18 protein-coding genes are annotated in these 22,629 nt (G+C 55.2%); 17 read left to right on the forward strand and 1 reads right to left on the reverse strand.

The window, feature by feature from the left end; translation table 11 throughout:
- The first annotated feature begins 12 nt into the window (after positions 1–12).
- From QZ280_RS09990 to QZ280_RS10030, 9 genes are read left to right on the forward strand one after another with little or no spacing between them, the layout of a single operon-like run.
- Positions 13–960 (forward strand): ABC transporter permease, encoded by a 948-nt coding sequence (locus QZ280_RS09990; protein ID WP_293443430.1) that lies wholly within the window; start codon positions 13–15, stop codon positions 958–960.
- On the forward strand, positions 957–1,778 hold the full coding sequence (locus QZ280_RS09995; protein ID WP_293443433.1) for an ABC transporter permease: 822 nt from the start codon (positions 957–959) through the stop codon (positions 1,776–1,778). The genes QZ280_RS09990 and QZ280_RS09995 overlap by 4 nt, the downstream gene beginning before the upstream one ends.
- Entirely contained in the window at positions 1,775–3,376 is a 1,602-nt protein-coding gene (locus QZ280_RS10000) for a dipeptide ABC transporter ATP-binding protein (protein ID WP_293443435.1), read from the forward strand. The genes QZ280_RS09995 and QZ280_RS10000 overlap by 4 nt, the downstream gene beginning before the upstream one ends.
- On the forward strand, positions 3,363–4,817 hold the full coding sequence (locus QZ280_RS10005; protein WP_293443438.1) for an aldehyde dehydrogenase family protein: 1,455 nt from the start codon (positions 3,363–3,365) through the stop codon (positions 4,815–4,817). Before QZ280_RS10000 ends, QZ280_RS10005 begins: the two co-directional genes overlap by 14 nt.
- Complete coding sequence (locus QZ280_RS10010) at positions 4,810–5,352, forward strand: hypothetical protein (RefSeq protein ID WP_293443441.1); 543 nt, start codon at positions 4,810–4,812, stop codon at positions 5,350–5,352. The genes QZ280_RS10005 and QZ280_RS10010 overlap by 8 nt, the downstream gene beginning before the upstream one ends.
- Positions 5,336–6,076: an SDR family oxidoreductase gene (locus QZ280_RS10015; protein WP_293443444.1), complete on the forward strand. Its 741-nt coding sequence runs from the start codon at positions 5,336–5,338 to the stop codon at positions 6,074–6,076. Before QZ280_RS10010 ends, QZ280_RS10015 begins: the two co-directional genes overlap by 17 nt.
- 48 nt (positions 6,077–6,124) lie before the next feature.
- Positions 6,125–7,129: a P1 family peptidase gene (locus tag QZ280_RS10020; protein ID WP_293443447.1), complete on the forward strand. Its 1,005-nt coding sequence runs from the start codon at positions 6,125–6,127 to the stop codon at positions 7,127–7,129.
- A gap of 3 nt (positions 7,130–7,132) precedes the next feature.
- On the forward strand, positions 7,133–7,939 hold the full coding sequence (locus QZ280_RS10025) for an alpha/beta fold hydrolase (protein ID WP_293443450.1): 807 nt from the start codon (positions 7,133–7,135) through the stop codon (positions 7,937–7,939).
- Positions 7,929–9,278 carry a tetratricopeptide repeat protein gene (locus QZ280_RS10030; RefSeq protein ID WP_293443453.1) on the forward strand — a complete coding sequence of 450 codons (1,350 nt, stop codon included), beginning with the start codon at positions 7,929–7,931 and terminating at the stop codon, positions 9,276–9,278. Before QZ280_RS10025 ends, QZ280_RS10030 begins: the two co-directional genes overlap by 11 nt.
- A gap of 61 nt (positions 9,279–9,339) precedes the next feature.
- Here QZ280_RS10030 and dnaE read toward each other — a convergent pair whose 3' ends face one another.
- Positions 9,340–12,840 (reverse strand): DNA polymerase III subunit alpha, encoded by a 3,501-nt coding sequence (dnaE, locus tag QZ280_RS10035; RefSeq protein WP_293443456.1) that lies wholly within the window; start codon positions 12,838–12,840, stop codon positions 9,340–9,342.
- A gap of 174 nt (positions 12,841–13,014) precedes the next feature.
- Between dnaE and xdhA the strand changes: the two genes are divergently transcribed.
- The 8 genes from xdhA to QZ280_RS10075 are packed head-to-tail and all read left to right on the forward strand — an operon-like array spanning position 13,015 to position 22,579.
- Complete coding sequence (gene xdhA / locus QZ280_RS10040) at positions 13,015–14,385, forward strand: xanthine dehydrogenase small subunit (protein WP_293443459.1); 1,371 nt, start codon at positions 13,015–13,017, stop codon at positions 14,383–14,385.
- Positions 14,382–16,712 (forward strand): xanthine dehydrogenase molybdopterin binding subunit, encoded by a 2,331-nt coding sequence (gene xdhB, locus QZ280_RS10045; RefSeq protein ID WP_293443461.1) that lies wholly within the window; start codon positions 14,382–14,384, stop codon positions 16,710–16,712. The genes xdhA and xdhB overlap by 4 nt, the downstream gene beginning before the upstream one ends.
- Positions 16,702–17,637, forward strand: a complete 936-nt coding sequence (xdhC, locus tag QZ280_RS10050; RefSeq protein ID WP_293443464.1) for a xanthine dehydrogenase accessory protein XdhC — start codon at positions 16,702–16,704, stop codon at positions 17,635–17,637. Before xdhB ends, xdhC begins: the two co-directional genes overlap by 11 nt.
- Positions 17,634–19,148, forward strand: coding sequence for an ABC transporter ATP-binding protein (locus QZ280_RS10055; protein WP_293443466.1), 1,515 nt, complete (start codon positions 17,634–17,636; stop codon positions 19,146–19,148). Before xdhC ends, QZ280_RS10055 begins: the two co-directional genes overlap by 4 nt.
- Positions 19,145–20,230: an ABC transporter permease gene (locus tag QZ280_RS10060; protein WP_293443469.1), complete on the forward strand. Its 1,086-nt coding sequence runs from the start codon at positions 19,145–19,147 to the stop codon at positions 20,228–20,230. The genes QZ280_RS10055 and QZ280_RS10060 overlap by 4 nt, the downstream gene beginning before the upstream one ends.
- The gene (locus QZ280_RS10065) at positions 20,227–20,535 is read left to right on the forward strand and encodes a hypothetical protein (protein ID WP_293443472.1); all 309 of its coding nucleotides are present in this window, start codon (positions 20,227–20,229) and stop codon (positions 20,533–20,535) included. Before QZ280_RS10060 ends, QZ280_RS10065 begins: the two co-directional genes overlap by 4 nt.
- Entirely contained in the window at positions 20,535–21,458 is a 924-nt protein-coding gene (locus QZ280_RS10070) for an ABC transporter permease (protein WP_293443476.1), read from the forward strand. The genes QZ280_RS10065 and QZ280_RS10070 overlap by 1 nt, the downstream gene beginning before the upstream one ends.
- Before the next feature lie 38 nt (positions 21,459–21,496).
- A complete protein-coding gene (locus tag QZ280_RS10075; protein WP_293443479.1) occupies positions 21,497–22,579 on the forward strand; it encodes a BMP family ABC transporter substrate-binding protein in 1,083 nt (360 codons plus the stop codon).
- Positions 22,580–22,629 lie beyond the last annotated feature (50 nt).

Below are 22,629 nucleotides of genomic sequence, written 5' to 3' on the forward strand. Positions count from 1 at the left end.
TAGCGTAGAAAAATGCTGCGCTACTCTCTCAAACGCTTGCTGTCGCTTGCGATCAGCTTGGTCATCGCCAGCCTCGTCATTTTTCTGGTGATTGAGGTCGCGCCGGGTGATCCTGCGTCCTTTATGCTTGGCATCAATGCACAAGAAGACACGCTGAATGCACTGCGCGAGGAACTTGGCCTGAACCAAAGCAAGCTGGAGCGCTATCTGTCGTGGACTTTCGGGATGCTTCAGGGCGATTTTGGCACGTCCTATACCTATCGAACGCCCGTTGCGGATATGGTGCAAGATCGGCTTTGGGTATCGCTGCCGTTGGCGATATACGCGCTCGCGCTCTCCACCTTGATCGCTTTTCCAGCGGGCATCTATGCAGCCTCGCGACGTGGTGGTCTTGGCGATGTCAGCATCATGGGGGCCACACAGCTTGGCGTCGCGATCCCGAATTTCTGGTTCGCGATGATGTTGGTTCTGGTTTTCGCGATCAACCTGCGTTGGTTCTCCGCAGGTGGTTTTCCAGGTTGGGAGGACGGCCTGTTCACTGGCCTCAAAGCCTTGACGCTTCCCGCAATCGCCCTCGCGCTCCCCCAAGCGGCGATCCTTGCGCGCGTGATGCGTTCCTCCTTGCTTGATATCCTCAACGAGGATTTCATCCGCACCGCCCGCGCCAAAGGCCTCACACCCCAACAAGCGCTTTGGCGACATGCGCTGCGCAACGCGCTTATTCCTGTGCTCACAATCATTGGTTTACAGTTTTCTTTCCTGCTTGCAGGCTCGATCATTATTGAGCAGGTTTTTTATCTTCCCGGTCTTGGACGGTTGGTCTTTCAATCCATTTCCCAACGCGATCTGATCGTGGTGGAAAGCGTCGTGATGCTTTTGGTATTCGCGGTCATTTTGGTGAACTTCATCGTTGATCTCGCATATGCATGGGTCGATCCGCGCTTGAGGTCGCGCACATGAAAACCTCGCGCAATCTTGTCATTGGCGCAGCGCTGAGCACGCTTTTTATCGCCGCCGCGCTCATCAGCTTCATCTGGACGCCGTTTGATGTGACTGAGATGAATATCCCCTCGAAATTGCAAACCCCAAACGGCACCAACTGGCTTGGTACCGATCATTTTGGCCGCGATATTTTCTCGATGATCATGGTCGGCGCACGCACCTCGATTGCGGTGGCGTTGGTTGCCGTTGGCATCGGAATGGGCGTTGGCGTGCCGCTTGGCCTCGCCGCCGCCGCGCGTCAGGGAAGCCTACTTGATGAGGTCATCATGCGCGGTAATGATTTGGTTTTTGCGTTCCCCTCCCTCGTTATCGCGATCCTAATCACTGCTGTATTCGGCCCCGGCGCGATCAATGCCATCATCGCGATTGGCATCTTTAATATCCCCGTGTTCGCGCGGCTCACTCGCAGCGCAGCACTCCCCCTATGGCAGCGCGAGTTCATCATGGCCGCGCGTGCTTCTGGCAAGGGCAACGCGCGTATTTCGATGGAACATATCCTGCCCAACGTCACCAACCTGTTGATCGTTCAGGGCACGATCCAGTTCTCCCTCGGCATCCTCGCAGAAGCGGGTCTTTCCTACGTCGGCCTTGGCGCGCAACCACCGCTGCCAAGCTGGGGACGTATGCTGGCCGATGCGCAAACAATGGTCAGCTTTGCACCACATCTCGCGCTCATTCCCGGCGGGGCAATAATTCTCACTGTCCTTGGCCTTAACCTTATGGGCGATGGCCTACGCGACCTGCTGGATCCACGCATCAGAGTGGAGCGCACATGAGCTTACTCACGATCAAAGACCTCTCTTTATCCATTCATGGAGCACCCATCCTAAAGGATGTCAGTCTCGGCGTCGCCCAAGGGGCGATCGTGGCGATCACGGGTGAAAGCGGCTCTGGTAAATCGCTTACCGCGTTTTCAGTAATGCAACTTTTGCCACGGGGAACTCAGACAACAGGTTCGATCAAACTTGATGGCAAAGAGCTGCTGAATGCACCCGACGGCGACATGTGTGCGCTGCGCGGCAATGATATCGGTATGGTTTTTCAAGAACCCATGACAGCACTGAACCCGTTGATGAGCATTGGCGATCAGGTCATGGAAACCATCCTGCTCCATACAGACAGCTCCCACGAACAGGCGCGCCAGCGTGCAGAGGAAACCCTTGCGCGCGTCGGCTTACCCCCTGAAAAATACAGCCTGGCGCGTTTTCCACATCAGCTCTCTGGCGGGCAACGTCAGCGCGTTGTGATCGCGATGGCCATCGCTTTACGCCCGCGCTTGTTGATCGCCGATGAACCAACGACCGCGCTTGATGTGACGACCCAAGCACAAATCCTCGACCTGCTGAAAGATCTTGTGCAGGACTTTGGCATGGGGCTTTTGATGATCACCCATGACCTCGCTGTTGTGTCCGCCATGGCCGAACGCATCGTTGTGATGCGCTACGGTGAGGTGGTAGAAACAGGTGCGACCAAGGCGTTGTTTGCCAATATGCAGCACGACTATACCAAGGCGCTATTCGCGGCTTCCGCCCATCAGGTGGCACTGCCCGAAAACACGCCGAAAGATGCGCTTTTGATTGTTAAAGACGCGATCCGCGATTACCCGAAACCCCGCACGGAATTATTCGCTCCACGCACCTACACACGCGCAGTCAACGCGGTTAGCTTCACTTTGCGCAAAGGTGAACGCATAGGCCTCGTTGGAGAAAGCGGGTGCGGTAAGTCCACCTTGACCCGCGCGATCCTTGGGCTTGAGCCACTTCAAGGGGGCAGCATAACGGCGTTAAATCAAAAGGTTGCCCCCGACATGCCAGCGGCGTTGCGCTCTGGCCTGCAGGTGGTGTTCCAAGATCCCTACGGCAGCTTCAACCCACGCCATAAAGTCGCGCGCATCATCACGGAACCCTTTCATTTGCTGCCCAATCCACCCCGCGGGCAAGAGCGCGAGAACCGCATTTCGCAATTGCTGACCGCCGTTGGTTTGCACCCTACTGATGCAAACAAATACATCCACGCATTCTCGGGCGGACAGCGCCAACGCATCGCAATCGCGCGCGCTTTGATCATTAACCCCGAACTGATCATTTTCGATGAAGCTGTCAGCGCACTAGACGTGTCGATCCGCGCACAAATCCTTGATCTCATCGCTGAACTGACACGGACCCATGATCTCAGTTATCTGTTCATCAGTCACGACCTCTCTGTCGTGCGTACGATTACTGATCGCGTGTTGGTGATGAAAGACGGCGAGATTGTTGAGGATGGTGAAACCGAACAAGTTTTCACCAACCCACGTCACCCCTATACTGCGAGCCTTATCAAAGCCGCCCCGACCCTTCCTGATGTGAAAGCGCTTGCCGATGTCTCTTCCTGATCTGCCCTTCAACCCAGCGCATTGCTTGATCAATGGCAAATGGCAAGCACCGCTCGATGGTCAAACGCTCGCGCTGATTGACCCCTCAGACGGCAGCGAACTGACCCAGATCGCGCGCGGCCAAAGCCGCGATATTAATACGGCTATAGAGGCGGCTCAGAACGCCTTGAACGGCGAATGGGGCAACAAAACAGCGCTGGAGCGGGGGCGAATCTTGACGCGCATCGGCCAGCTGGTTCTGGAACACGTTGATCTTCTGGCCGAACTTGAGGCGCGCGATGTTGGCAAACCCCTAACTCAAGCGCGCGCGGACGCCATTGCGCTTGCGCGCTACATGGAATTCTATGGTAGCGCGGCGGACAAGATCCACGGTGAAACGATCCCTTATCTCGATGGCTACACCGTCTACACGTTGCGAGAGCCACATGGGGTGACGGGCCACATCGTGCCTTGGAACTACCCGATGCAGATCATCGGCAGATCTGTTGGCGCTGCGCTAGCCATGGGCAACGCCGCCGTGCTGAAACCCGCGGAGGAAGCCTGCCTCACCGCATTGATGTTCGCCGAAATTGCGTGCACTGCTGGTCTACCAGATGGCGCTTTAAACGTTGTCCCAGGTCTTGGCGCAGAAGCGGGTGCAGCGCTCTCATCACATAAAGATGTGCAGCACATTTCGTTCACCGGCTCCGTCGCGACAGGTGCACTTGTTCAGCAAGCCGCAGGCACGAATGTTGTCCCCGTCACGCTGGAACTTGGTGGCAAATCCCCGCAATTGGTGTTTGAGGACGCAAATCTAGACGACGCGCTGCCTTTTCTTGTCAACGCGGGCATCCAGAACGCAGGTCAAACCTGCTCTGCTTCTTCGCGCATCCTTGTGCAGGAAAGCCGTTACGCGGAAGTCGTCGCAGCAATGTCAGAGCGTTACACTGCCCTCACCGTAGGTCCTGCAATGGATGATCTCAATCTTGGGCCATTGATATCCGCGCGCCAAAAAGAGATCGTCACAGGGTTTCTGGCGTGGGGCCAAGATCTGCAAATCGCAGCTACTGGCCAGATCGCTGAGGATGCCCCGAAACAAGGCGCGTATGTCGCGCCACATCTGCTTTTATGCAGCGATGCCAACCATCCTCTCGCACAAAAAGAAATCTTCGGCCCCGTCCAAATTGTCATCCCTTTCAAAGATGAAGAAGAGGCCGTCGCAATCGCCAACGGCACGGACTTTGGCCTTGTGGCAAGCGTCTGGACAGAGAATGGCGCGTGCCAAATGCGCCTTGCCAAAGCGTTGAAATCTGGCCAAGTCTTCATCAACAATTATGGTGCGGGTGGTGGTGTCGAACTTCCTTTCGGTGGTGTCGGAAAATCCGGCCATGGCCGGGAAAAAGGCTTCGAAGCCCTCTACGGCTTCTCAACCCTCAAGACGGTGGCCGCCAAACATGGCTAGGCTCGCGGTCTTCATATTCCTGTGTTTTTGCGCCATGTTCGCCGCTGCAATCTTTGGTATTTTGCACAATAAAATCAGCTTTGGGATTGGGGCGAGCTATTTTTACGACGTCAAATTTGCACAATTTGCGATTGATCCGGTTTTGCAAAATCGCATAGGGGCGGGCGTTGTTGGTGCGCTGGCGACTTGGTGGATGGGTCTACTCATGGGCCTGCCGGCGTTCACACTTGGCTTGTTCACGCAAGCAGGTCGGCGGCGTTATTTCTATGCTGGTCTCAAATCGATCTGGATTGCCACTTCCATCGCTGCCATCGGCGCCTTCATCGGCCTCGCGTTTGACCATATCGCTGACATCAATAACCTCGTAGGTTACCTGCCAAACGTCGATGCGTTCTCCGATCCAGAAGGCTTCTTACGCGCAGCAGTCATGCATGAGGCCAGTTATTTCGGCGGTGTTTTAGGCGCACTCGCCGCGCTCTACGTGATGTGGCGCGAACGTCCCAAAAAAGGAGATTACCATGCGTCTACTCAATAAAACCGCCATCGTGACAGGTGCAGGCTCTGGCTTTGGCGCTGGCATCGCGCGCAAATTTGCAGCCGAAGGTGCAAAAGTTCTCGTTGCTGATATCAACGCAGGGGCTGCGCAAACGATTGCCATGGAAATCGACGGCGTGCCTTGTACGGTCGATGTCGCTGACGGGGCCAGCGTGCAAGCGATGGCAGACCTTGCAATGAAAGAAATGGGCCACGTGGATATCATCGTGAATAACGCAGGCGTCACCCATTTGCCTGCCCCGATGGAGACGATTTCCGAGCCGGATTTCGACCGCGTCTTCGCTGTGAACTGCAAATCTGTCTATCTCATCGCGCACGCGTTCAATACACATATGAAGACCCGAAAATCCGGTGCGATCTTGAACGTTGCCTCCACCGCAGGAGTCAGCCCGCGCCCCAATCTAAACTGGTACAATGCATCCAAAGGCTGGATGAACACCGCCACAAAAACCATGGCCGTTGAACTTGCCCCCTTCGGTATAAGGGTCAATGCATTGAACCCCGTGGCCGGCGAAACCCCCCTGCTGGCCTCTTTCATGGGCGAAGACACACCAGAACGGCGCGCGCAATTCCTCGCGACCATCCCAATTGGCCGCTTTTCCACCCCCGAAGACATGGGCAATGCCGCATGCTATCTCTGCTCTGACGAGGCCAGCATGATCACCGGCGTTTGCATGGAAGTTGACGGTGGCCGCTGTATTTAGGCACCTCTTCATCTTGCCCCTTAAACTCTCGCCGAAGGCACCCGCGCTATGCAACCAGGCCCCCTAAATTTGATAACGGATGTGCAAGGTCTCAAAGTCGGCCACGCACAGGACCCAAACCTCAAATCCGGCACCACGATTTTGACCGCCGATAGCCCACTCACGTCCTCCGTACACGTGATGGGCGGTGCACCGGGCAGTCGCGAAACGGATCTGCTTGATCCCGACAAATCCGCGCCGGGTGTGAATGCATTCGTGCTGTCGGGTGGCTCCGCGTTTGGCCTTGATGCGGCCAGCGGCGTGGTTCAAGGACTGCGCCGTCAGGGTCGTGGCTTTCCCGTACACACGGCGCGTGTGCCAATCGTACCTGCTGCGATCATTTTCGATCTGATCAATGGTGGCAACAAAGATTGGCAACAAAGCCCCTACCCTAAGCTTGGTGAAGCAGCGCTTGAGAGCTCAAAAGCTGATTTCACTCTCGGTTCCGTTGGTGCAGGCCTCGGCGCGATGAGTGCGTCTTTGATGGGGGGCGCAGGGTCTGCGTCGCTGGTCCTCGACAATGGCATTACAGTCGGTGCGCTGATGATTGCCAATCCCATTGGCGCAGTCACAACACCCGGTGGTCGCCACTTTTGGGCCGCCCCTTTTGAGATTGAAGGCGAGTTCGGTGGCCTTGGCCCCGATCCACGATCCGGCCTTGGGCGCGATATGAAATCCGACAAGATCACCGCAATGATGCGCCACGCAAACACAACCATCGGTATCGTTGCGACGGACGCAAAGCTCAGCAAAGCGCAGTGCAAACGCATGGCCATCGCCGCCCACGACGGGATCGGGCGGGCCTGCATGCCAGCACACACACCCATGGACGGTGATCTGATCTTCAGCACAACGACGAGTGCAAAGGAGCTAAGCGCACCCGATCTTGACATTGCAATGATAGGCCACGCCGCTTCGCTCTGCGTTGCCCGCGCAATCGCCCGTGCAATTTATGAGGCGACGCCTGCGAAAGGCAATCTGCTGCCCACATGGCGCGAAAAAAATGCGAGCTGAAGTATGCCGAACCTAAAGCTATCCGACATCACGCTGCACTATGAAATCGAAGGTTCCGGCCTGCCGATCATTCTGATCGCAGGCATGCTCAGTGATAGCGCAAGCTGGGGTCCTTTGATCGCACCACTCGCTGAAAACTACACTGTTATTCGCCCCGACAATCGCACAACGGGTCGCACCGTGCCATCCACCGCACCCACCTCACCCGAACAAAACGCTACAGATATTCTTGCGCTAATGGACCATCTGAACCTAGCCCGCGCGCATATCATCGGCCATTCGATGGGCGGCTACATCGCGGTAGAGCTTGCGGTTCTCGCACCGGACCGCATCCAATCGCTCACTCTATTATGCAGTGCTCCCATGAACTTGCCCCGCTCTTGGCATCTGTTCCAAAGCTTTTGCGATATTCGCGCACATGGTCCCGAAGGTCTGTGGCTGCGCAGCCTGTTTCCTTGGCTGTTCCATCACAGTTTTTTCGACACCCCCGAGCAAGTTGAGGGCGCAGTTGTCGCCAGCCTTGCCTACCCACATGCGCAGAGCCTGAACGCGATGCAGCATCAAATTGACACACTGAAACGCTACAGACCGCTTGATCTGACAAGGCGCACCACCGCACCGACCCTCGCGCTTCTCGCTCAAAACGATCTGATCGTGCCCCATGACGAAGCCCTAGACCTGCTTTCAGAAATCCGCCAAGTTCGCGTCGAGACAATCGCGCAAGCAGGTCATTCCATCCATTGGGATGCATCCGCTGCGGTTCTGGCGCACCTTGCGCCCTTTTTGAAGGAGCACACATATGCACACTGATCGCTTCAGAAACGAAATGTCCGCGTGTGATCCTGACACCGTGCAAGGCCTCGATGACTTCGTGCATGGCTTCTTGGCCTATCAACCCAAGGCCGCAAACATCCTCGAAACTGCGGATAATGCCAAGAACAATGCGCTTGCCAACGCATATGCGGGAATGCTTTGGATGTTCCTTGAAGCACCCGTCGCCGCTGATAAGGCCGCACCCTACATCGCACGCGCTAAAGCGGCGCAAACCTCAAACCCGCGCGAACGCTCCACCCTGATGATCGCCGCGACATGGGCGTCGGGTGATGTGCCTGAAACCATGCAGATGTGCGAAGCTCATAGCGATCAGTACCCACGCGATCTGGTGATCATCAAACTTGCCCAATACTTGCACTTCAATGCAGGCGACGCCCCTGCCATGCTGCGCACTTGCCTCAAAGCTCTGCCTGATGCGGCGCATGAACCCTACGTCCATGGTATGATCGCATTTGGGTATGAGCAGTGTCATCAACTCGCTCAAGCCGAAGCCAGCGCGCGCCACGCTATAGAGATTGAGCCAAAAGATGCATGGGCACATCACGCGATTGCCCATGTGATGCTAAGCGAAGGGCGCGTGGTTGAAGGCGCTAAATTCATGGAGGAGATGGCTCCGCGTTGGGAGGGTCTCAACAGCTTTATGTACAGCCACAATTGGTGGCATCTAGCGCTGTTTTACATCTCCATGGGTCAGCACGACGACGTGCTTGCTGCCTATGACATCCATGTGTGGGGGTTGGAGAAGAACTTCGCCCAAGATCAAATCGGCGCGGCATCCTTGCTCGCGCGGATGGAGCTTGCAGGCATAGACGTAGGCGATCGCTGGGCAGATGTGGCGGATCACATCGCGCAACGCGGCGCGGATACAACACTACCTTTCCTCACCATGCAATACCTCTACGCGCTTGGACGCTCGGACAACCCGATGGCTGATACGTTAATCAGCGCGATCAAACAAAAGGCGAGCGCGCCGGGTTTTGACCAAGAGGTTTGGCAAAACGTGGCGCTACCTGCGTGCGAAGGGCTGCTCGCCTACACGCGCGGGGATTTTGAAACAACGGTAAAACAGCTGGGCTTTTCCTTACCACGTATGGCTGAAATCGGCGGCAGCCACGCACAGCGCGATTTATTCGAACAAGTCCATCTTGATGCGTTGATGCAAACAGACCGTCTCGCGCAAGCGCAACAAGTCCTTGAAATGCGGCGCACTTTTGACCCCGACGGCGTGCCACTCAATCGGATGCTCGCCGACGTTTACCAGAAAACTGGCCTGCCCGAGCTGGCCGAAACCGCGCTAAACCGCGCGCCACATTAATCTTCCCATGTCTAAGAATATCCCCGCCGGAGGCATCTGATTTTTCTAGAAAAATCGCGCATCAAACCTCTTCAACCTGCATGACCCCATCAAGGCTCTTGAGTGCGCCTTTAATCTGCGGATTCACTGGAAATTCGCGCCCCAAATCGACCTCGACCTCGCCCGGCAATCCGCTATCGAGCAAACATAACAGAACAGGTCCACGCGCGCCTTGCTTCACTGTTTCCTGCGCACGGGTCAACACAGATGCAATGTTCTCGACGGCACCTAAATTTTCGACGAAAATTCGCAAGCTGGTCTGGCCAGCATCTGCAACTACCACGTCAATCGGCGCAACGGATCGACCAAGAAGCTTTAACTGATCGCTCTCCATATTCGCTTCAACCGTCACAACAACCTTCGCCCCTGTCTCCAAAAACTCACGGCATTTATCCAACGTGTCGGAGAACAAAGTCACCTCATAGGCTCCGCTCGTGTCGCTCAGTTGCGCAAAGGCAAAACGATTGCCACGCGCCGATTTACGCTCTTGGCGACCCGCCACAACACCCGCAAGTTTCGCAACCAATGCCCCGTTTTCAGCCTTAGCTGTGACCTCGTCCAACGTCATCACACCCTTACGCTTTAAGGGAGCCATATAGTCGTCTAGCGGATGGCCCGACATATAAAAACCAACTGCGCGAAACTCTTCGTTCAACCGCTCCGCAGGCATCCAATCCGACACAGGGCTCAGGCGCGGTTCAGGCAAATCTGCCCCCGCCTCACCAAACAATGACACCTGATTGGAGTTCTTCTGCTCAAAAATCGCCTGCGAATAATTTACCAAGCCATCAAGACTATCAAACACACGCCGACGGTTCGGATCAAGCTGATCGAACGCGCCCGAGCGCGCAAGCATTTCCAAGGGACGTTTGCCCACGCGCTTTAAATCGACCCGCCGCGCAAGATCATAAATCGTGCTGAACGGCTTATCACCACGACCCTCAACGACCAGCTTCATCGCCTCAACACCCACGTTTTTCAACGCGCCCAGCGCATAGACCAACTCGCCCTGCGCGACCTTAAACGTCGCATCGGAACGGTTCACACAAGGCGGCACCCATGGCAGATCAAGGCCCTTTTTGACCTCTTCAAAATAGACCGCGAGCTTGTCCGTAAGATGGATATCGCAGTTCATCACGCCGGCCATAAATTCAACCGGGTGGTTAGCTTTCAGCCAAGCCGTTTGATAGCTGACCACAGCATAGGCCGCCGCGTGGCTCTTGTTGAAACCATAGTTGGCGAACTTTTCCAAAAGGTCGAAGACTTCCGACGCTTTCTTGGCTGGCACGCCGTTTTCTTTCGCGCCTTTCTCGAATTTGGGACGTTCCTTTGCCATCTCTTCGGCGATCTTTTTACCCATCGCACGGCGCAGCAAATCAGCGCCACCAAGTGAATAACCCGCCATGACCTGCGCGATCTGCATCACCTGTTCTTGGTAAACAATAATGCCTTGGGTTTCCTCAAGGATGTGGTCAATCAAGGGATGCACAGACTCGCGTTCTTTAAGCCCGTTCTTCACCTCGCAATAGGTGGGGATATTCTCCATCGGGCCCGGACGATACAAAGCAACAAGGGCAACAATGTCCTCAATACAGGTCGGCTTCATCCGCTTGAGGGCGTCCATCATCCCCGAGCTTTCCACCTGAAACACCGCCACCGTTTTAGCAGATGCGTAGAGTTTATAGCTCTTTTCATCATCCAGAGGGATCGCGTTGATATCATCAACCGTGCCAGCCGCTGGCGTATACAATTCCGTGCCATCCGCTGCGATATGGAGCTGACGTCCTCCTGCTGTAACCTGCTCCATCGCGTTTTGAATAACCGTCAGGGTTTTCAAACCAAGAAAGTCGAATTTAACTAGGCCGGCCTGCTCGACCCATTTCATATTGAACTGTGTCGCAGGCATGTCAGAGCGTGGGTCTTGATAGAGCGGCACGAGCGCGTCCAAAGGACGGTCGCCAATCACAACACCCGCCGCGTGGGTCGAGGCGTTTCTAAGCAGACCTTCCACTTGCTGCCCATAATCCAGCAAGCGTTTCACCACCTCTTCATTGCGCGCCTCTTCGCGCAAGCGAGGCTCATCGGCCAAGGCTTTTTCGATGGAAACAGGTTTCACACCCTCAACGGGGATCATCTTGCTCAGGCGATCCACCTGCCCATAAGGCATCTGCAAAACACGGCCAATATCGCGCACAGCAGCTTTCGAGAGCAAAGCACCAAAGGTGATGATCTGCCCTACTTTATCACGGCCATATTTCTCTTGAACGTAGTGGATCACCTCCTCACGGCGATCCATGCAGAAGTCGATATCAAAATCCGGCATGGAGACACGTTCAGGGTTCAAGAACCGCTCGAACAGCAGCGAATACCGCAAAGGATCAAGGTCAGTCACTGTTAGCGCATAAGCCACGAGCGACCCCGCACCGGAACCACGACCAGGACCGACGGGAATGCCATTGTCCTTGGCCCATTGGATAAAGTCGGCAACGATCAGAAAGTAGCCCGGGAAACCCATACCCTCGATAATATCCAGTTCGAAATCGAGCCGTTCTTGATACTCTTCCACTGTGACCGAATGCGGGATCACCGCGAGGCGCTTTTGCAAGCCCTCGTTGGCAATGCGACGTAACTCAGCGACCTCGTCATCCGCAAATTTAGGCAAGATTGGATCACGGCGATAGGCCTGAAACGCGCAGCGTTTGGCGATTTCGATGGTGTTTTCAATCGCCTCAGGTAGGTCCGCAAATAGGGTGAACATTTCCTCTTGGGATTTGAAATAATGTTGTGCAGTCAGCTTACGACGCGGATCTTGTTGATCCACATAGGCCCCATCCGCGATGCAAATCAGCGCATCATGGGCCTCATACATCGAAGACTTCGGGAAATACACGTCGTTGGTCGCGACCAAGGGCAAGCTCTTGGCATATGCCATTTCGACAAATCCGCGCTCTGTCAAACGCTCTGCTTCAGGGAGGCCACCGTTTTCGGGATGGCGTTGAAGCTCAACATACAAGCGATCCCCAAATGCGCCATGCAAACGATCCATCAGCGCCTCTGCCGCAGGGCGCTGACCGCCTTGTAACAGCTTGCCAATCGCCCCCTCAGGACCACCACTGAGACAGATAAGACCCGCATTCAACGTATCTAGATCATCAAGGCTCACCTGTGGCAATTGCCCGTCATTGCCGATGTAGAGACAACTGTTGAGCTTCATCAGGTTCTCGTAACCAACCTCATTCTGCGCCAACAGTACGAGCGGCGCAGGAGCCTTAGCACGTTCTCCCGGTTGCGCAACGAGATAGGTGATATCGACTTGGCAACCAATGATGGGTTGCACCCCTGCGCCTGACGCGCCGACCGAAAATTCGAGCGCTGCAAATAAGTTGTTAGTGTCCGTGACAGCCACCGCTGGCATGTCCATGGATTTGCACAAATCGGGTAGTTTTTTCAGCCGTAAAGCCCCCTCAAGCAGCGAGTATTCCGTATGAGCGCGCAGGTGAATGAATCGAGGAGCTTTTGTCATGCCATACTTTACGCGGGCTGCGCGGCCAAGAAAATCGCTAAAGCACCAAACACAAAAAAAACTCTTGCCAGTTTGCTCAATCGTGCCAAAGATAAGATTAATCGCCCGCATCGTTTCTACGCCGCATCGAAGCAGTGCACATCTTTGGGCAGGGTACCGCGGCGGGCACATATCATGAGCATCAAGTTTCTTCTAAACGGAGAGACGGTGGAGCTACCCGAGGCAAATCCGACGGTAACTCTGCTTGATTGGCTGCGCGAAACGCGCAGCCTGACGGGAACCAAAGAGGGCTGTAATGAGGGCGATTGCGGCGCATGTAGCGTGATGGTCACGGATAGGTCTGGCGCAAAAGCTCTCAATGCGTGCATCCTGTTTCTGCCACAGTTGCACGGCAAAGCGGTGCGCACGGTCGAAGGGTTTGCTGGCCCCGATGGAACGCTTCATCCTGTTCAAGATGCGATGGTTGAGAACCACGGCTCTCAATGCGGCTTTTGCACGCCGGGGTTCATCAGTTCTATGGTCGCCGCACATACTGCGGGTCGCACGGATCACGATGTTATTCTTGCGGGCAATCTATGCCGATGCACGGGGTACGCCCCAATCATACGCGCGGCTGAAGCGGCCCAAGATCAAGACGCACCTGATTGGTTGTCTGTTGATGATGAGGGCTTGCAAGGCGACACGTCCTCTCTGGTCAGTGCGCCTGAAACTGTCGACTTACTCGCAGAGCTATACGAGGCAAACCCAAACACCACCCTTATCGCAGGCGCTACGGACGTCGGGCTTTGGGTAACCAAGCAACTGCGCGATCTGGAAATGCCGATCTTTCTGAACCGTTGCGTTGATTTGCAACGGTTTGATCTGTCGGGTGACACTATTCGCATTGGTGCGGGTGTCACGATGGCGTGGCTCTATGAGACCCTATCGATCTATCATCCCTCCTATGCGGAGCTGATCCGGCGCTACGGTTCTGAGCAGGTGCGCCAAGCGGCGACCATTGGCGGCAATATCGCCAACGGCTCTCCCATTGGGGATAATCCGCCAGCGTTGATCGCGCTTGGGGCGACGCTTCACCTGCGTAAAGGCGATACACAACGCGACCTCGCGATCGAGAATTTTTTTCTAAGCTACGGCAAACAGGACCGCGTAGCCGGTGAGTTTGTCGAGGCGGTGACGATCCCCAAATCCGCTGTTGCGCTGCGTTGTTACAAGCTCTCAAAACGCTTTGATCAGGATATTTCCGCGGTCTGCGGGTGTTTCAACGTTAAGGTTGTGGATGACAAAGTCATCTCTGCACGCATCGCATTTGGCGGTATGGCAGGAATTCCGATGAGGGCTGCAAAGGCCGAAAAGGCGCTGGTCGGGCAACCTTGGGATCAAAAGCACATTGACCAAGCCGTCGCCGCGATGGCTGATGATTTCACCCCTTTGTCCGACATGCGCGCCTCCGCCGGCTACCGAATGCAAAGCGCACAAAACATGTTACGGCGCTACTTTTCTGAGTTGTCTGGTGTTGAGACCTCGGTTCTGGAGGTCACAGCATGAGCGTTGCAAAACCCCTGCCCCATGACGCCGCAAAACTGCATGTCACAGGTGCCGCGCGCTACGTGGACGACATCCCAACGCCCTCGGGAACCCTATCTCTGGCCTTCGGGCAAAGCGAGATTGCACATGGTGAGATCACAGGCGTTGATCTTTCCGAAGTGCGACACGCCGCCGGTGTCATCGCCGTCCTCACCGCTGATGAGTTGCCTTTTGACAATGATGTTAGCCCGTCCGCGCATGACGAACCTTTGCTTGCCAAAGGCACTGTGCACTACGTCGGGCAGCCAATTTTTTTAGTCGTTGCCACGTCTCACCTACTCGCCCGCAAGGCTGCGCGTTTGGGCAAGATGACTTATGCTGAAAAACCCGCACTCCTGACGATTAATGACGCTTTGAAAGCTAATAGCCGTTTTGAACAAGGCCCTCGCATTTATCAAAAGGGGGATGCCGCAGGCGCAATCGCATCGGCTCCAAACAAAGTCAGCGGTGTCATCGATATGGGCGGCCAAGAGCATTTCTACCTCGAAAGCCAAGCCGCGCTTGCCCTGCCGCAAGAGGGTGGCGATATGCTTGTGCACAGCTCGACCCAGCACCCCACTGAAATCCAACATAAAGTGGCAGAGGCTTTGGGCACGCCAATGAATGCGGTGCGCGTTGAAGTGCGCCGCATGGGCGGAGGATTTGGCGGTAAGGAAAGTCAGGGCAACGCCTTGGCCGTCGCATGTGCGATCGCAGCGCGTGCAACGGGTCGGCCTTGCAAGATGCGCTATGATCGCGACGACGATATGGCGATCACCGGAAAACGCCATGATTTTCGCATTTCTTATGAGGTCGGATTTGACGATGAGGGCCGGATTTCAGGCGTGGATTTTATGCAGTACACACGCTGTGGCTGGGCACAGGATCTGTCACTGCCAGTCGCAGATCGTGCAATGTTGCATTCGGACAATGCCTATCTGCTGGACAACGCGCGCATTGAGAGCCATCGCTTAAAAACCAACACGCAAAGCGCAACCGCCTATCGTGGGTTTGGTGGTCCCCAAGGCATGCTTGGGATCGAGCGGGTTTTGGATCATGTGGCCCATGCGCTTGGGAAAGATCCTTTGGTCGTGCGGCGCATGAATTATTATGCGGATATGCTGCCTGAAAGTGCGGGAGCCTCCGGTGGAAGTCTAAAAGGCAAGATGAAGCCCCAAACCACGCCTTATGGGATGGAGGTGGAGGATTTCATCTTGCACGAGATGACCGATGCTTTGGCGCTGTCATCGGATTATGAAGCGCGGCGCGCGGAGATTGCAAAGTGGAACGCAGCCAACCCGATCTTGAAGAAAGGGATCGCGCTGACACCTGTGAAGTTTGGGATTTCATTTACTCTGACCCACCTTAATCAAGCTGGTGCGTTGGTGCATGTCTATTCTGACGGCTCCGTTCATATGAACCACGGCGGCACAGAGATGGGCCAAGGTCTATTCCAGAAAATTGCGCAAGTCGCAGCAACGCGCTTCGGGATTGACGTAAGTGACGTCAAAATCACTGCGACGGACACAGGCAAAGTGCCCAACACATCAGCGACGGCTGCCTCATCTGGGTCTGACCTAAACGGAATGGCCGTGAAAGATGCGTGCGACAAGATCCGCGCCCGTTTGAGCGCGTTTCTGGCAGAGCATCATGGGGTTGATATCGATAGCATCACGTTTGAAAATAGTCGAGTTCATGTGACTGATCACGATTACAGCTTTGCCGAAGTTGCAGCCCTTGCCTATCAAAACCGGATTCCCCTATCTGCCACAGGCTTTTACAAAACGCCCAAGGTCGCGTGGGATCGTATCAAAGGCGACGGGAGGCCGTTTTTTTACTTCGCCTATGGTACCTCAGTCAGCGAGGTCGTGATTGACACGCTCACGGGGGAAAACCGTATTTTGCGCACTGACATATTGCATGATGCAGGCGCGTCCTTGAACCCTGCTCTCGACATCGGGCAGGTTGAGGGCGGCTATGTCCAAGGCGCGGGTTGGCTGACCATGGAAGAGCTAATCTGGGACGACACAGGCCGTTTGCGCACTCATGCGCCTTCTACCTACAAGATCCCTGCTTGTTCGGATCGGCCGGATATTTTCAATGTCTCGCTTTGGAGTGGCCGTAACCCTGAAGCGACGATTTACCGTTCCAAAGCTGTGGGTGAACCGCCGTTCATGCATGGCATTTCCGCGCTCATGGCAATTTCCGATGCGATTGGGGCCTGTGGAACAGGTTATCCTTCCCTGGATGCGCCCGCAACGCCAGAGCGAATTTTGAAGACCATCGAGCAGGTGCGCCATGGGGTTTAACCTCAACACCTTGCGTGACGCTGTTGCGAAACATGGGCGCGTAGCCCGTGTCGTGATCGCGGATGTGAAAGGGTCGTCCCCGCGTGAAGTCGGCGCTGCCATGCTTGTGTGGCAAGGCGGGCAAAGCGGAACCATTGGTGGCGGAGTTCTGGAATTTGAGCTGGCGAAAAGGGCGTTGCAAGTTGAAGGCACAAAACTGTCCCAGCATGCGCTTGGTCCTGAAATGGGCCAATGTTGCGGTGGTGCGGTTCAAATTGTGACGGAGGTTTTCGATGCCTCAATCCTCCCCGAGAGTACGGATGGCATAGTTGCCCGCGCCGTCGATGGATCTACAACCCCACCGCTCCGCGTGCAGAAAATACTGACTGAAGCAAGCAATGCTAGGCAATCACCCGATTCACAACTTTGCCAAGGATGGTTCATTGAACCTGAGCATCGCGCACATCGCAAGCTTTGGATTTGGGGCGCTGGTCACGTGGGGCGCGCTTTGGTGCACACGCTGTCGCCGATGCCAGACTTCGCGATCACTTGGGTCGATACAAACACGGCTCGCTTCCCCGACACCATCTCCGACACTGTCATACACATCCCAACCCATTCCCCCGCACAGCTTGTCACGCACGCACCCCCAGATGCAGAACATGTCATCCTCACCTATTCGCATGCGCTTGATCTTGAACTCTGTCACCAACTTCTGGGCCACGACTTTGCTTTTGCAGGGTTGATCGGGTCCAAAAGCAAATGGGCGCGGTTTCGCAAACGTTTGAACACGCTCGGCCACACAGATGCGCAAATTTCACGCATAACTTGCCCGATTGGCGACCCAGCACTTGGCAAACACCCGCAGGCTATTGCGGTTGGGGTCACAGCCTCTTTATTGAGGGTCTCAAATACGCTCGCCCAAACACAAAGGAGCTTCGCGTGACACAACCTTTGCTACGTCTCACAGGTTTGACCAAAGCCTATCCCGGCGTTGTCGCCAATAGCGATGTCTCTTTTGATATTTTTGCGGGTGAAGTGCATGCATTGCTGGGTGAAAACGGGGCTGGCAAGTCGACGCTGGTCAAGATGATCTATGGCTTAGTGAAACCAGATACGGGCAGCATGGCATTGAATGACGCGCCTTTTGCGCCCCCTGCGCCGAGTGCTGCGCGTCAGTCCGGCGTTGCGATGGTCTTTCAACATTTCTCTCTGTTTGAGGCGCTCAATGTAGCAGAGAACATCGCACTGGGAATGGAAAACGCCCCCAGACAGCGTGACTTAGCGGCGAAGATCAAAGAGGTCTCCCATCAATATGGCTTGCCGCTGGACCCCTACATGCGAGTCGGTGATCTCTCGGCGGGAGAGCGGCAACGTGTTGAAATCATTCGCTGCCTTTTGCAAAATCCGAAATTACTGATCATGGATGAACCTACCTCGGTGCTGACGCCGCAAGAGGTGGAAATCCTGTTCAAGACCCTGCGTCAGCTGAAATCCGAAGGCACGGCGATCCTCTATATCTCGCACAAGCTTGAGGAAATTCGCAGCCTCTGTGACACAGCCACAATCTTGCGTTTGGGTAAGAAGGTTGCGACCTGCACGCCCGCTGACACCAGCGCGAAAGAGCTCGCGGAGATGATGGTTGGCGAGACGCTGCATGTGCCCGAACGTGTTGCTGGCAACTTTGGAGACGTTTTGCTGAACGTGCAAAACCTGTCGCTGCCCGCGCCAAGCGAGTTTGGGACCGCACTGAAGGACGTAAATTTTGAGGTCCGCGCAGGCGAGATCCTCGGAATCGGTGGCGTGGCTGGCAACGGTCAGGACGAATTACTTGGGGCGTTGTCAGGTGAAGTGTCGAGCAAGGATGCCGTTGGCCTGCGTGGGCGCGACATTAGCAAACTTGGCCCTCAACAAAGGCGTGCCTTGGGTGTGTTGGCTGCGCCAGAAGAACGTCTGGGGCACGCGGCCGTGCCTGATATGAGCCTTACTGAAAATGCATTGCTCTCAGCGGCAGTGCGCAAGGATATGATGCGCTCTGGCTTTTTGAATTGGGGCAAAGCAAAAGACTACGCGCAAGAGGTGATCGAGGCCTTCGACGTGCGCACACCCGGGCCTGCCAACGCCGCGCGCTCCTTGTCTGGAGGGAACTTGCAGAAGTTCGTAATCGGACGAGAGGTCTTACAAGACCCTGACGTACTTATCGTGAACCAGCCCACTTGGGGCGTTGACGCCGCCGCAGCTGCAGCCATCCGTCAATCACTGATGGATCTTGCTGCAAAGGGGGCCGCACTCATCGTGATCTCTCAGGATTTGGACGAACTCATGGAAATATCAAATCACTTCGTCGCCTTGAATGAAGGCCGCTTGTCCGCCATTCGCCCTGTGCAGGGCCTAAGCGTTGAAGAGATCGGATTGATGATGGGCGGTGTGCATTCCGGCGTCGAGGGCACCGCATGATCCGCCTCGAGAAACGCGCGCAGCCAAGCCAGTTCTGGACCTTTGCCACCCCTTTCCTTGCCGTCATTATGACGATGATTGTCGGTGGCATCATGTTTGCAGCCCTTGGCAGCGATCCTTTTGAAGCGATCCGCACTATCTTTTGGGATCCTTTGTTCAGCGAACAGTTCGCCGCCTATTCACGTCCGCAACTGCTGGTGAAAGCAGGCCCTTTGATCTTGATCGCGATTGGGCTGTCCCTCGGCTTCAAGGCGGGCATTTGGAACATTGGTGCGGAAGGGCAATACATCATGGGTGCCATTTGTGGCGCGGGCATGGGATTGGCGTTCTACCCGTCGGAAAGCTTTTTGATCTTCCCGTTGATGATTCTCACAGGTGCGCTTGGGGGTTGGGCCTGGGCGATGATCCCAGCGGTCCTTAAGGTCCGCTTTGGCACCAATGAGATCCTTGTGTCCTTGATGTTGGTCTATGTTGCAGAGAACCTGCTGGCCTCTGTGTCTTCAGGTTTGTTGAAGAACCCTGATGGCATGGGCTTCCCGGGCAGTCGCAATTTGCAGCAATACCCAGCAGCCGCGAACCTTGAAATTTTCCAAGGTACGGGCATGCATTGGGGTGTCTTGAGCGCTTTTATAGCGGTTATCTTTGCTTACGTTTTGCTATCTCGCCACATGTTCGGCTTTCAAATACGCCTGACTGGGGAGGCCCCACGCGCGGCGCGTTTTGCGGGGGTTAACACGACGCACATCGTATTTCTTTGCCTTGGCCTTGCGGGGGCGCTTGCCGGCATGGCGGGCATGTTCGAGGTGTCTGGCCCTGCGGGTCAAATCACCATCGACTTCAATTCGGGCTATGGTTTCACTGCGATCATCGTCGCGTTCTTGGGTCGCTTGCACCCCATTGGCATCCTCTTCGCAGGTTTACTCATGGCGCTTACCTACATCGGCGGTGAACTCGCATCGCTCATGCTTGGTATTCCATCGGCGGCGATCCAACTGTTCCAAGGCATGCTGTTGTTCTTCTTGTTGGCCACAGATGTGTTCATCAATTTCCGCGTAAGAATTGGCCAAGGACACGTCGCATGATTCATAATCTTAAGATGCAACTGCTGATGGGCACCTTTATGGGTGCAATGATGTTGATGATGCTACACGGCTTTTTGACAGGTGAAGCGAACGCCTTCAGCTGGGCTACTGCAGTGTTTGTTGGTGCTCATATCGTTGTTGTTTTGCTTGCCGTTAGTGTTGTTTCGTTTGGCCTGACGCGGTTCGCTTGGATTAAGAAAATCACCGACAGATTACATCGCCCGTCCACAAAACATGTGCTTGTTATGCTGCTCAGTGCTGGCTTTACTGCGTTGTTCATCCACCTTTTGCACGTGAGTTTCTAATGGATCTTTCCTCCATCAACCCCGTCTTGTTGGTCGCGTCGCTTATGGTCTCAGCGACGCCCATTCTACTGGCCGCGCTTGGCGAACTTGTTGTCGAAAAGTCAGGCGTTCTGAACCTTGGCGTTGAGGGCATGATGATCACAGGTGCGATCTGTGGATTTGCGATTGGTGTCAACACAGGCTCGCCCGTTCTGGGCTTTATGTTCGCAGCGTTTTGCGGGGCTTTGCTGTCGCTCGCTTTTGGCATTCTCACGCAATATCTGCTCTCAAACCAAGTTGCGACGGGCCTGGGTCTTACGCTTGTTGGGCTTGGTCTAAGCTCCCTTATCGGCAAGCCTTACGAGGGCATCAAATCGCCAACCTTGCAAAAGATGGAGCTTCCTTTTCTTTCCGATCTTCCAATCGTTGGCCCGATGCTGTTTTCGCACGATCCGATGGTCTACCTGTCTGTTGTTCTAGTCGCCCTGACATGGGCCGTTTTGAAATTCACCCGTGCGGGACTGATCCTGCGCGCTGTTGGTGAAAGCCACGACGCGGCGCATGCGCTTGGGTATAAAGTCGTGCGCATACGGATTATGGCGATCCTGTTTGGCGGCGCATGCGCGGGACTTGCAGGGGCCTACATCAGCCTTGTGCGCGTGCCGCAATGGACTGAAGGGATGACCGCGGGTGCAGGTTGGATTGCGTTAGCCATCGTGGTGTTCGCCAGCTGGAAGCCTTGGCGCATCCTGATAGGTGCCTATCTTTTCGGCGGAGTCACTGTTTTACAGCTGAATCTACAAGCTGCGGGGGCCAAGGTTCCCATCGAGGTCTTGTCGATGTCGCCCTATCTGATAACTATCGCTGTGCTTGTAATAATCTCTGCGCGCGGGAATCATGGTGCTCCTGCCGCATTGGGCAAAATTTTCCACGCCTCTCGTTAAGAGCGGCAGAACACAACATCCACAGGGGGATGCATTCTATGAACCGCAGAACACTTCTCGCGACGGCGACAGCTGTAGCATTGGCAATGACAGGATCTGCTTTCGCAGACGGTCACGCAAAAACCAAAGTTGGCTTTGTTTTCGTTGGCCCAGTTGGCGACGGCGGCTGGACATATGAGCACAACAAAGGCCGTCTCGCAGTTGAAGCGGAATTCGGCGATAAGGTCGAAACAGTCTTTCAGGAAAGCGTTCCTGAAGGTGCAGACGCAGAACGCGTGATGTCACAAATGGCGCTCTCTGGCGCGGATCTGATCTTCACGACCTCGTTCGGGTACATGGACCCTACGATCAACGTAGCGAAGAAATTCCCAGACGTGAAATTCGAGCACGCGACAGGCTACAAGCAAGCCGACAACGTGTCTGTTTACTCTGCACGTTTCTATGAAGGCCGCGCAGTTCAGGGCCACATCGCAGGCAAGATGACGAAAACCAACAAAGTTGGCTACATTGCGTCCTTCCCGATCCCAGAAGTTATTCGCGGCATCAACTCCGCGTATATCCACGCCAAGCGCGTGAACCCTGACGTAGAGTTCTCTATCGTTTGGGCCTACACGTGGTTTGATCCTGCAAAAGAAGCAGACGCAGCCCAAGCGCTGATCGAGCAAGGCGCAGACGTAATCTTGCAGCACACAGATTCCACCGCTCCTCAGGCCGCCGCGGAAGCCGCTGGCAACGTCGTTACATTCGGTCAGGCGTCAGACATGGCAGAGTTCGGACCATTCCCGCGCGTCTCCTCCATCATCGACGATTGGGCACCCTACTACATCGCACGTACTCAAGCGGTCATGGACGGCACATGGGCAAGCACATCTACATGGGATGGTATCGGCGCTGGCATGGTTGCTATCGGTGAAATCTCCGACGCAGTTCCTGCAGATGTGAAAGCAGAAGCACTGGCAATGGTCGCAGCTTTGGGCGATGGTAGCTACCACGCGTTCACAGGCCCGATTAACAAGCAGGACGGTTCTGCATGGTTGGCTGAAGGTGAAACAGCAGATGACGGCACATTGGCTGGCATGTCCTTCTACGTTGAAGGCATCACAGGCGACATTCCGAACTGATTTTTATTGGTTAAGGTATCGAGGCCTCACTCAGAAATGAGTGGGGCCTT

Origin of the sequence: Planktotalea sp. (assembly GCF_018607995.1) — a bacterium.
Classification (GTDB): Bacteria; Pseudomonadota; Alphaproteobacteria; order Rhodobacterales; family Rhodobacteraceae; genus Planktotalea.

What these genes read in the sequence shown, in the direction of transcription:
- QZ280_RS09990 (WP_293443430.1), top strand. Translation starts at nt 13, where the DNA reads ATGCTGCGCTACTCTCTCAAACGCTTGCTGTCGCTTGCGATCAGCTTG.
- QZ280_RS09995 (WP_293443433.1), top strand. Translation starts at nt 957, where the DNA reads ATGAAAACCTCGCGCAATCTTGTCATTGGCGCAGCGCTGAGCACGCTT.
- QZ280_RS10000 (WP_293443435.1), top strand. Translation starts at nt 1,775, where the DNA reads ATGAGCTTACTCACGATCAAAGACCTCTCTTTATCCATTCATGGAGCA.
- QZ280_RS10005 (WP_293443438.1), top strand. Translation starts at nt 3,363, where the DNA reads ATGTCTCTTCCTGATCTGCCCTTCAACCCAGCGCATTGCTTGATCAAT.
- QZ280_RS10010 (WP_293443441.1), top strand. Translation starts at nt 4,810, where the DNA reads ATGGCTAGGCTCGCGGTCTTCATATTCCTGTGTTTTTGCGCCATGTTC.
- QZ280_RS10015 (WP_293443444.1), top strand. Translation starts at nt 5,336, where the DNA reads ATGCGTCTACTCAATAAAACCGCCATCGTGACAGGTGCAGGCTCTGGC.
- QZ280_RS10020 (WP_293443447.1), top strand. Translation starts at nt 6,125, where the DNA reads ATGCAACCAGGCCCCCTAAATTTGATAACGGATGTGCAAGGTCTCAAA.
- QZ280_RS10025 (WP_293443450.1), top strand. Translation starts at nt 7,133, where the DNA reads ATGCCGAACCTAAAGCTATCCGACATCACGCTGCACTATGAAATCGAA.
- QZ280_RS10030 (WP_293443453.1), top strand. Translation starts at nt 7,929, where the DNA reads ATGCACACTGATCGCTTCAGAAACGAAATGTCCGCGTGTGATCCTGAC.
- dnaE (WP_293443456.1), bottom strand. Translation starts at nt 12,840, where the DNA reads ATGACAAAAGCTCCTCGATTCATTCACCTGCGCGCTCATACGGAATAC.
- xdhA (WP_293443459.1), top strand. Translation starts at nt 13,015, where the DNA reads ATGAGCATCAAGTTTCTTCTAAACGGAGAGACGGTGGAGCTACCCGAG.
- xdhB (WP_293443461.1), top strand. Translation starts at nt 14,382, where the DNA reads ATGAGCGTTGCAAAACCCCTGCCCCATGACGCCGCAAAACTGCATGTC.
- xdhC (WP_293443464.1), top strand. Translation starts at nt 16,702, where the DNA reads ATGGGGTTTAACCTCAACACCTTGCGTGACGCTGTTGCGAAACATGGG.
- QZ280_RS10060 (WP_293443469.1), top strand. Translation starts at nt 19,145, where the DNA reads ATGATCCGCCTCGAGAAACGCGCGCAGCCAAGCCAGTTCTGGACCTTT.
- QZ280_RS10065 (WP_293443472.1), top strand. Translation starts at nt 20,227, where the DNA reads ATGATTCATAATCTTAAGATGCAACTGCTGATGGGCACCTTTATGGGT.
- QZ280_RS10070 (WP_293443476.1), top strand. Translation starts at nt 20,535, where the DNA reads ATGGATCTTTCCTCCATCAACCCCGTCTTGTTGGTCGCGTCGCTTATG.
- QZ280_RS10075 (WP_293443479.1), top strand. Translation starts at nt 21,497, where the DNA reads ATGAACCGCAGAACACTTCTCGCGACGGCGACAGCTGTAGCATTGGCA.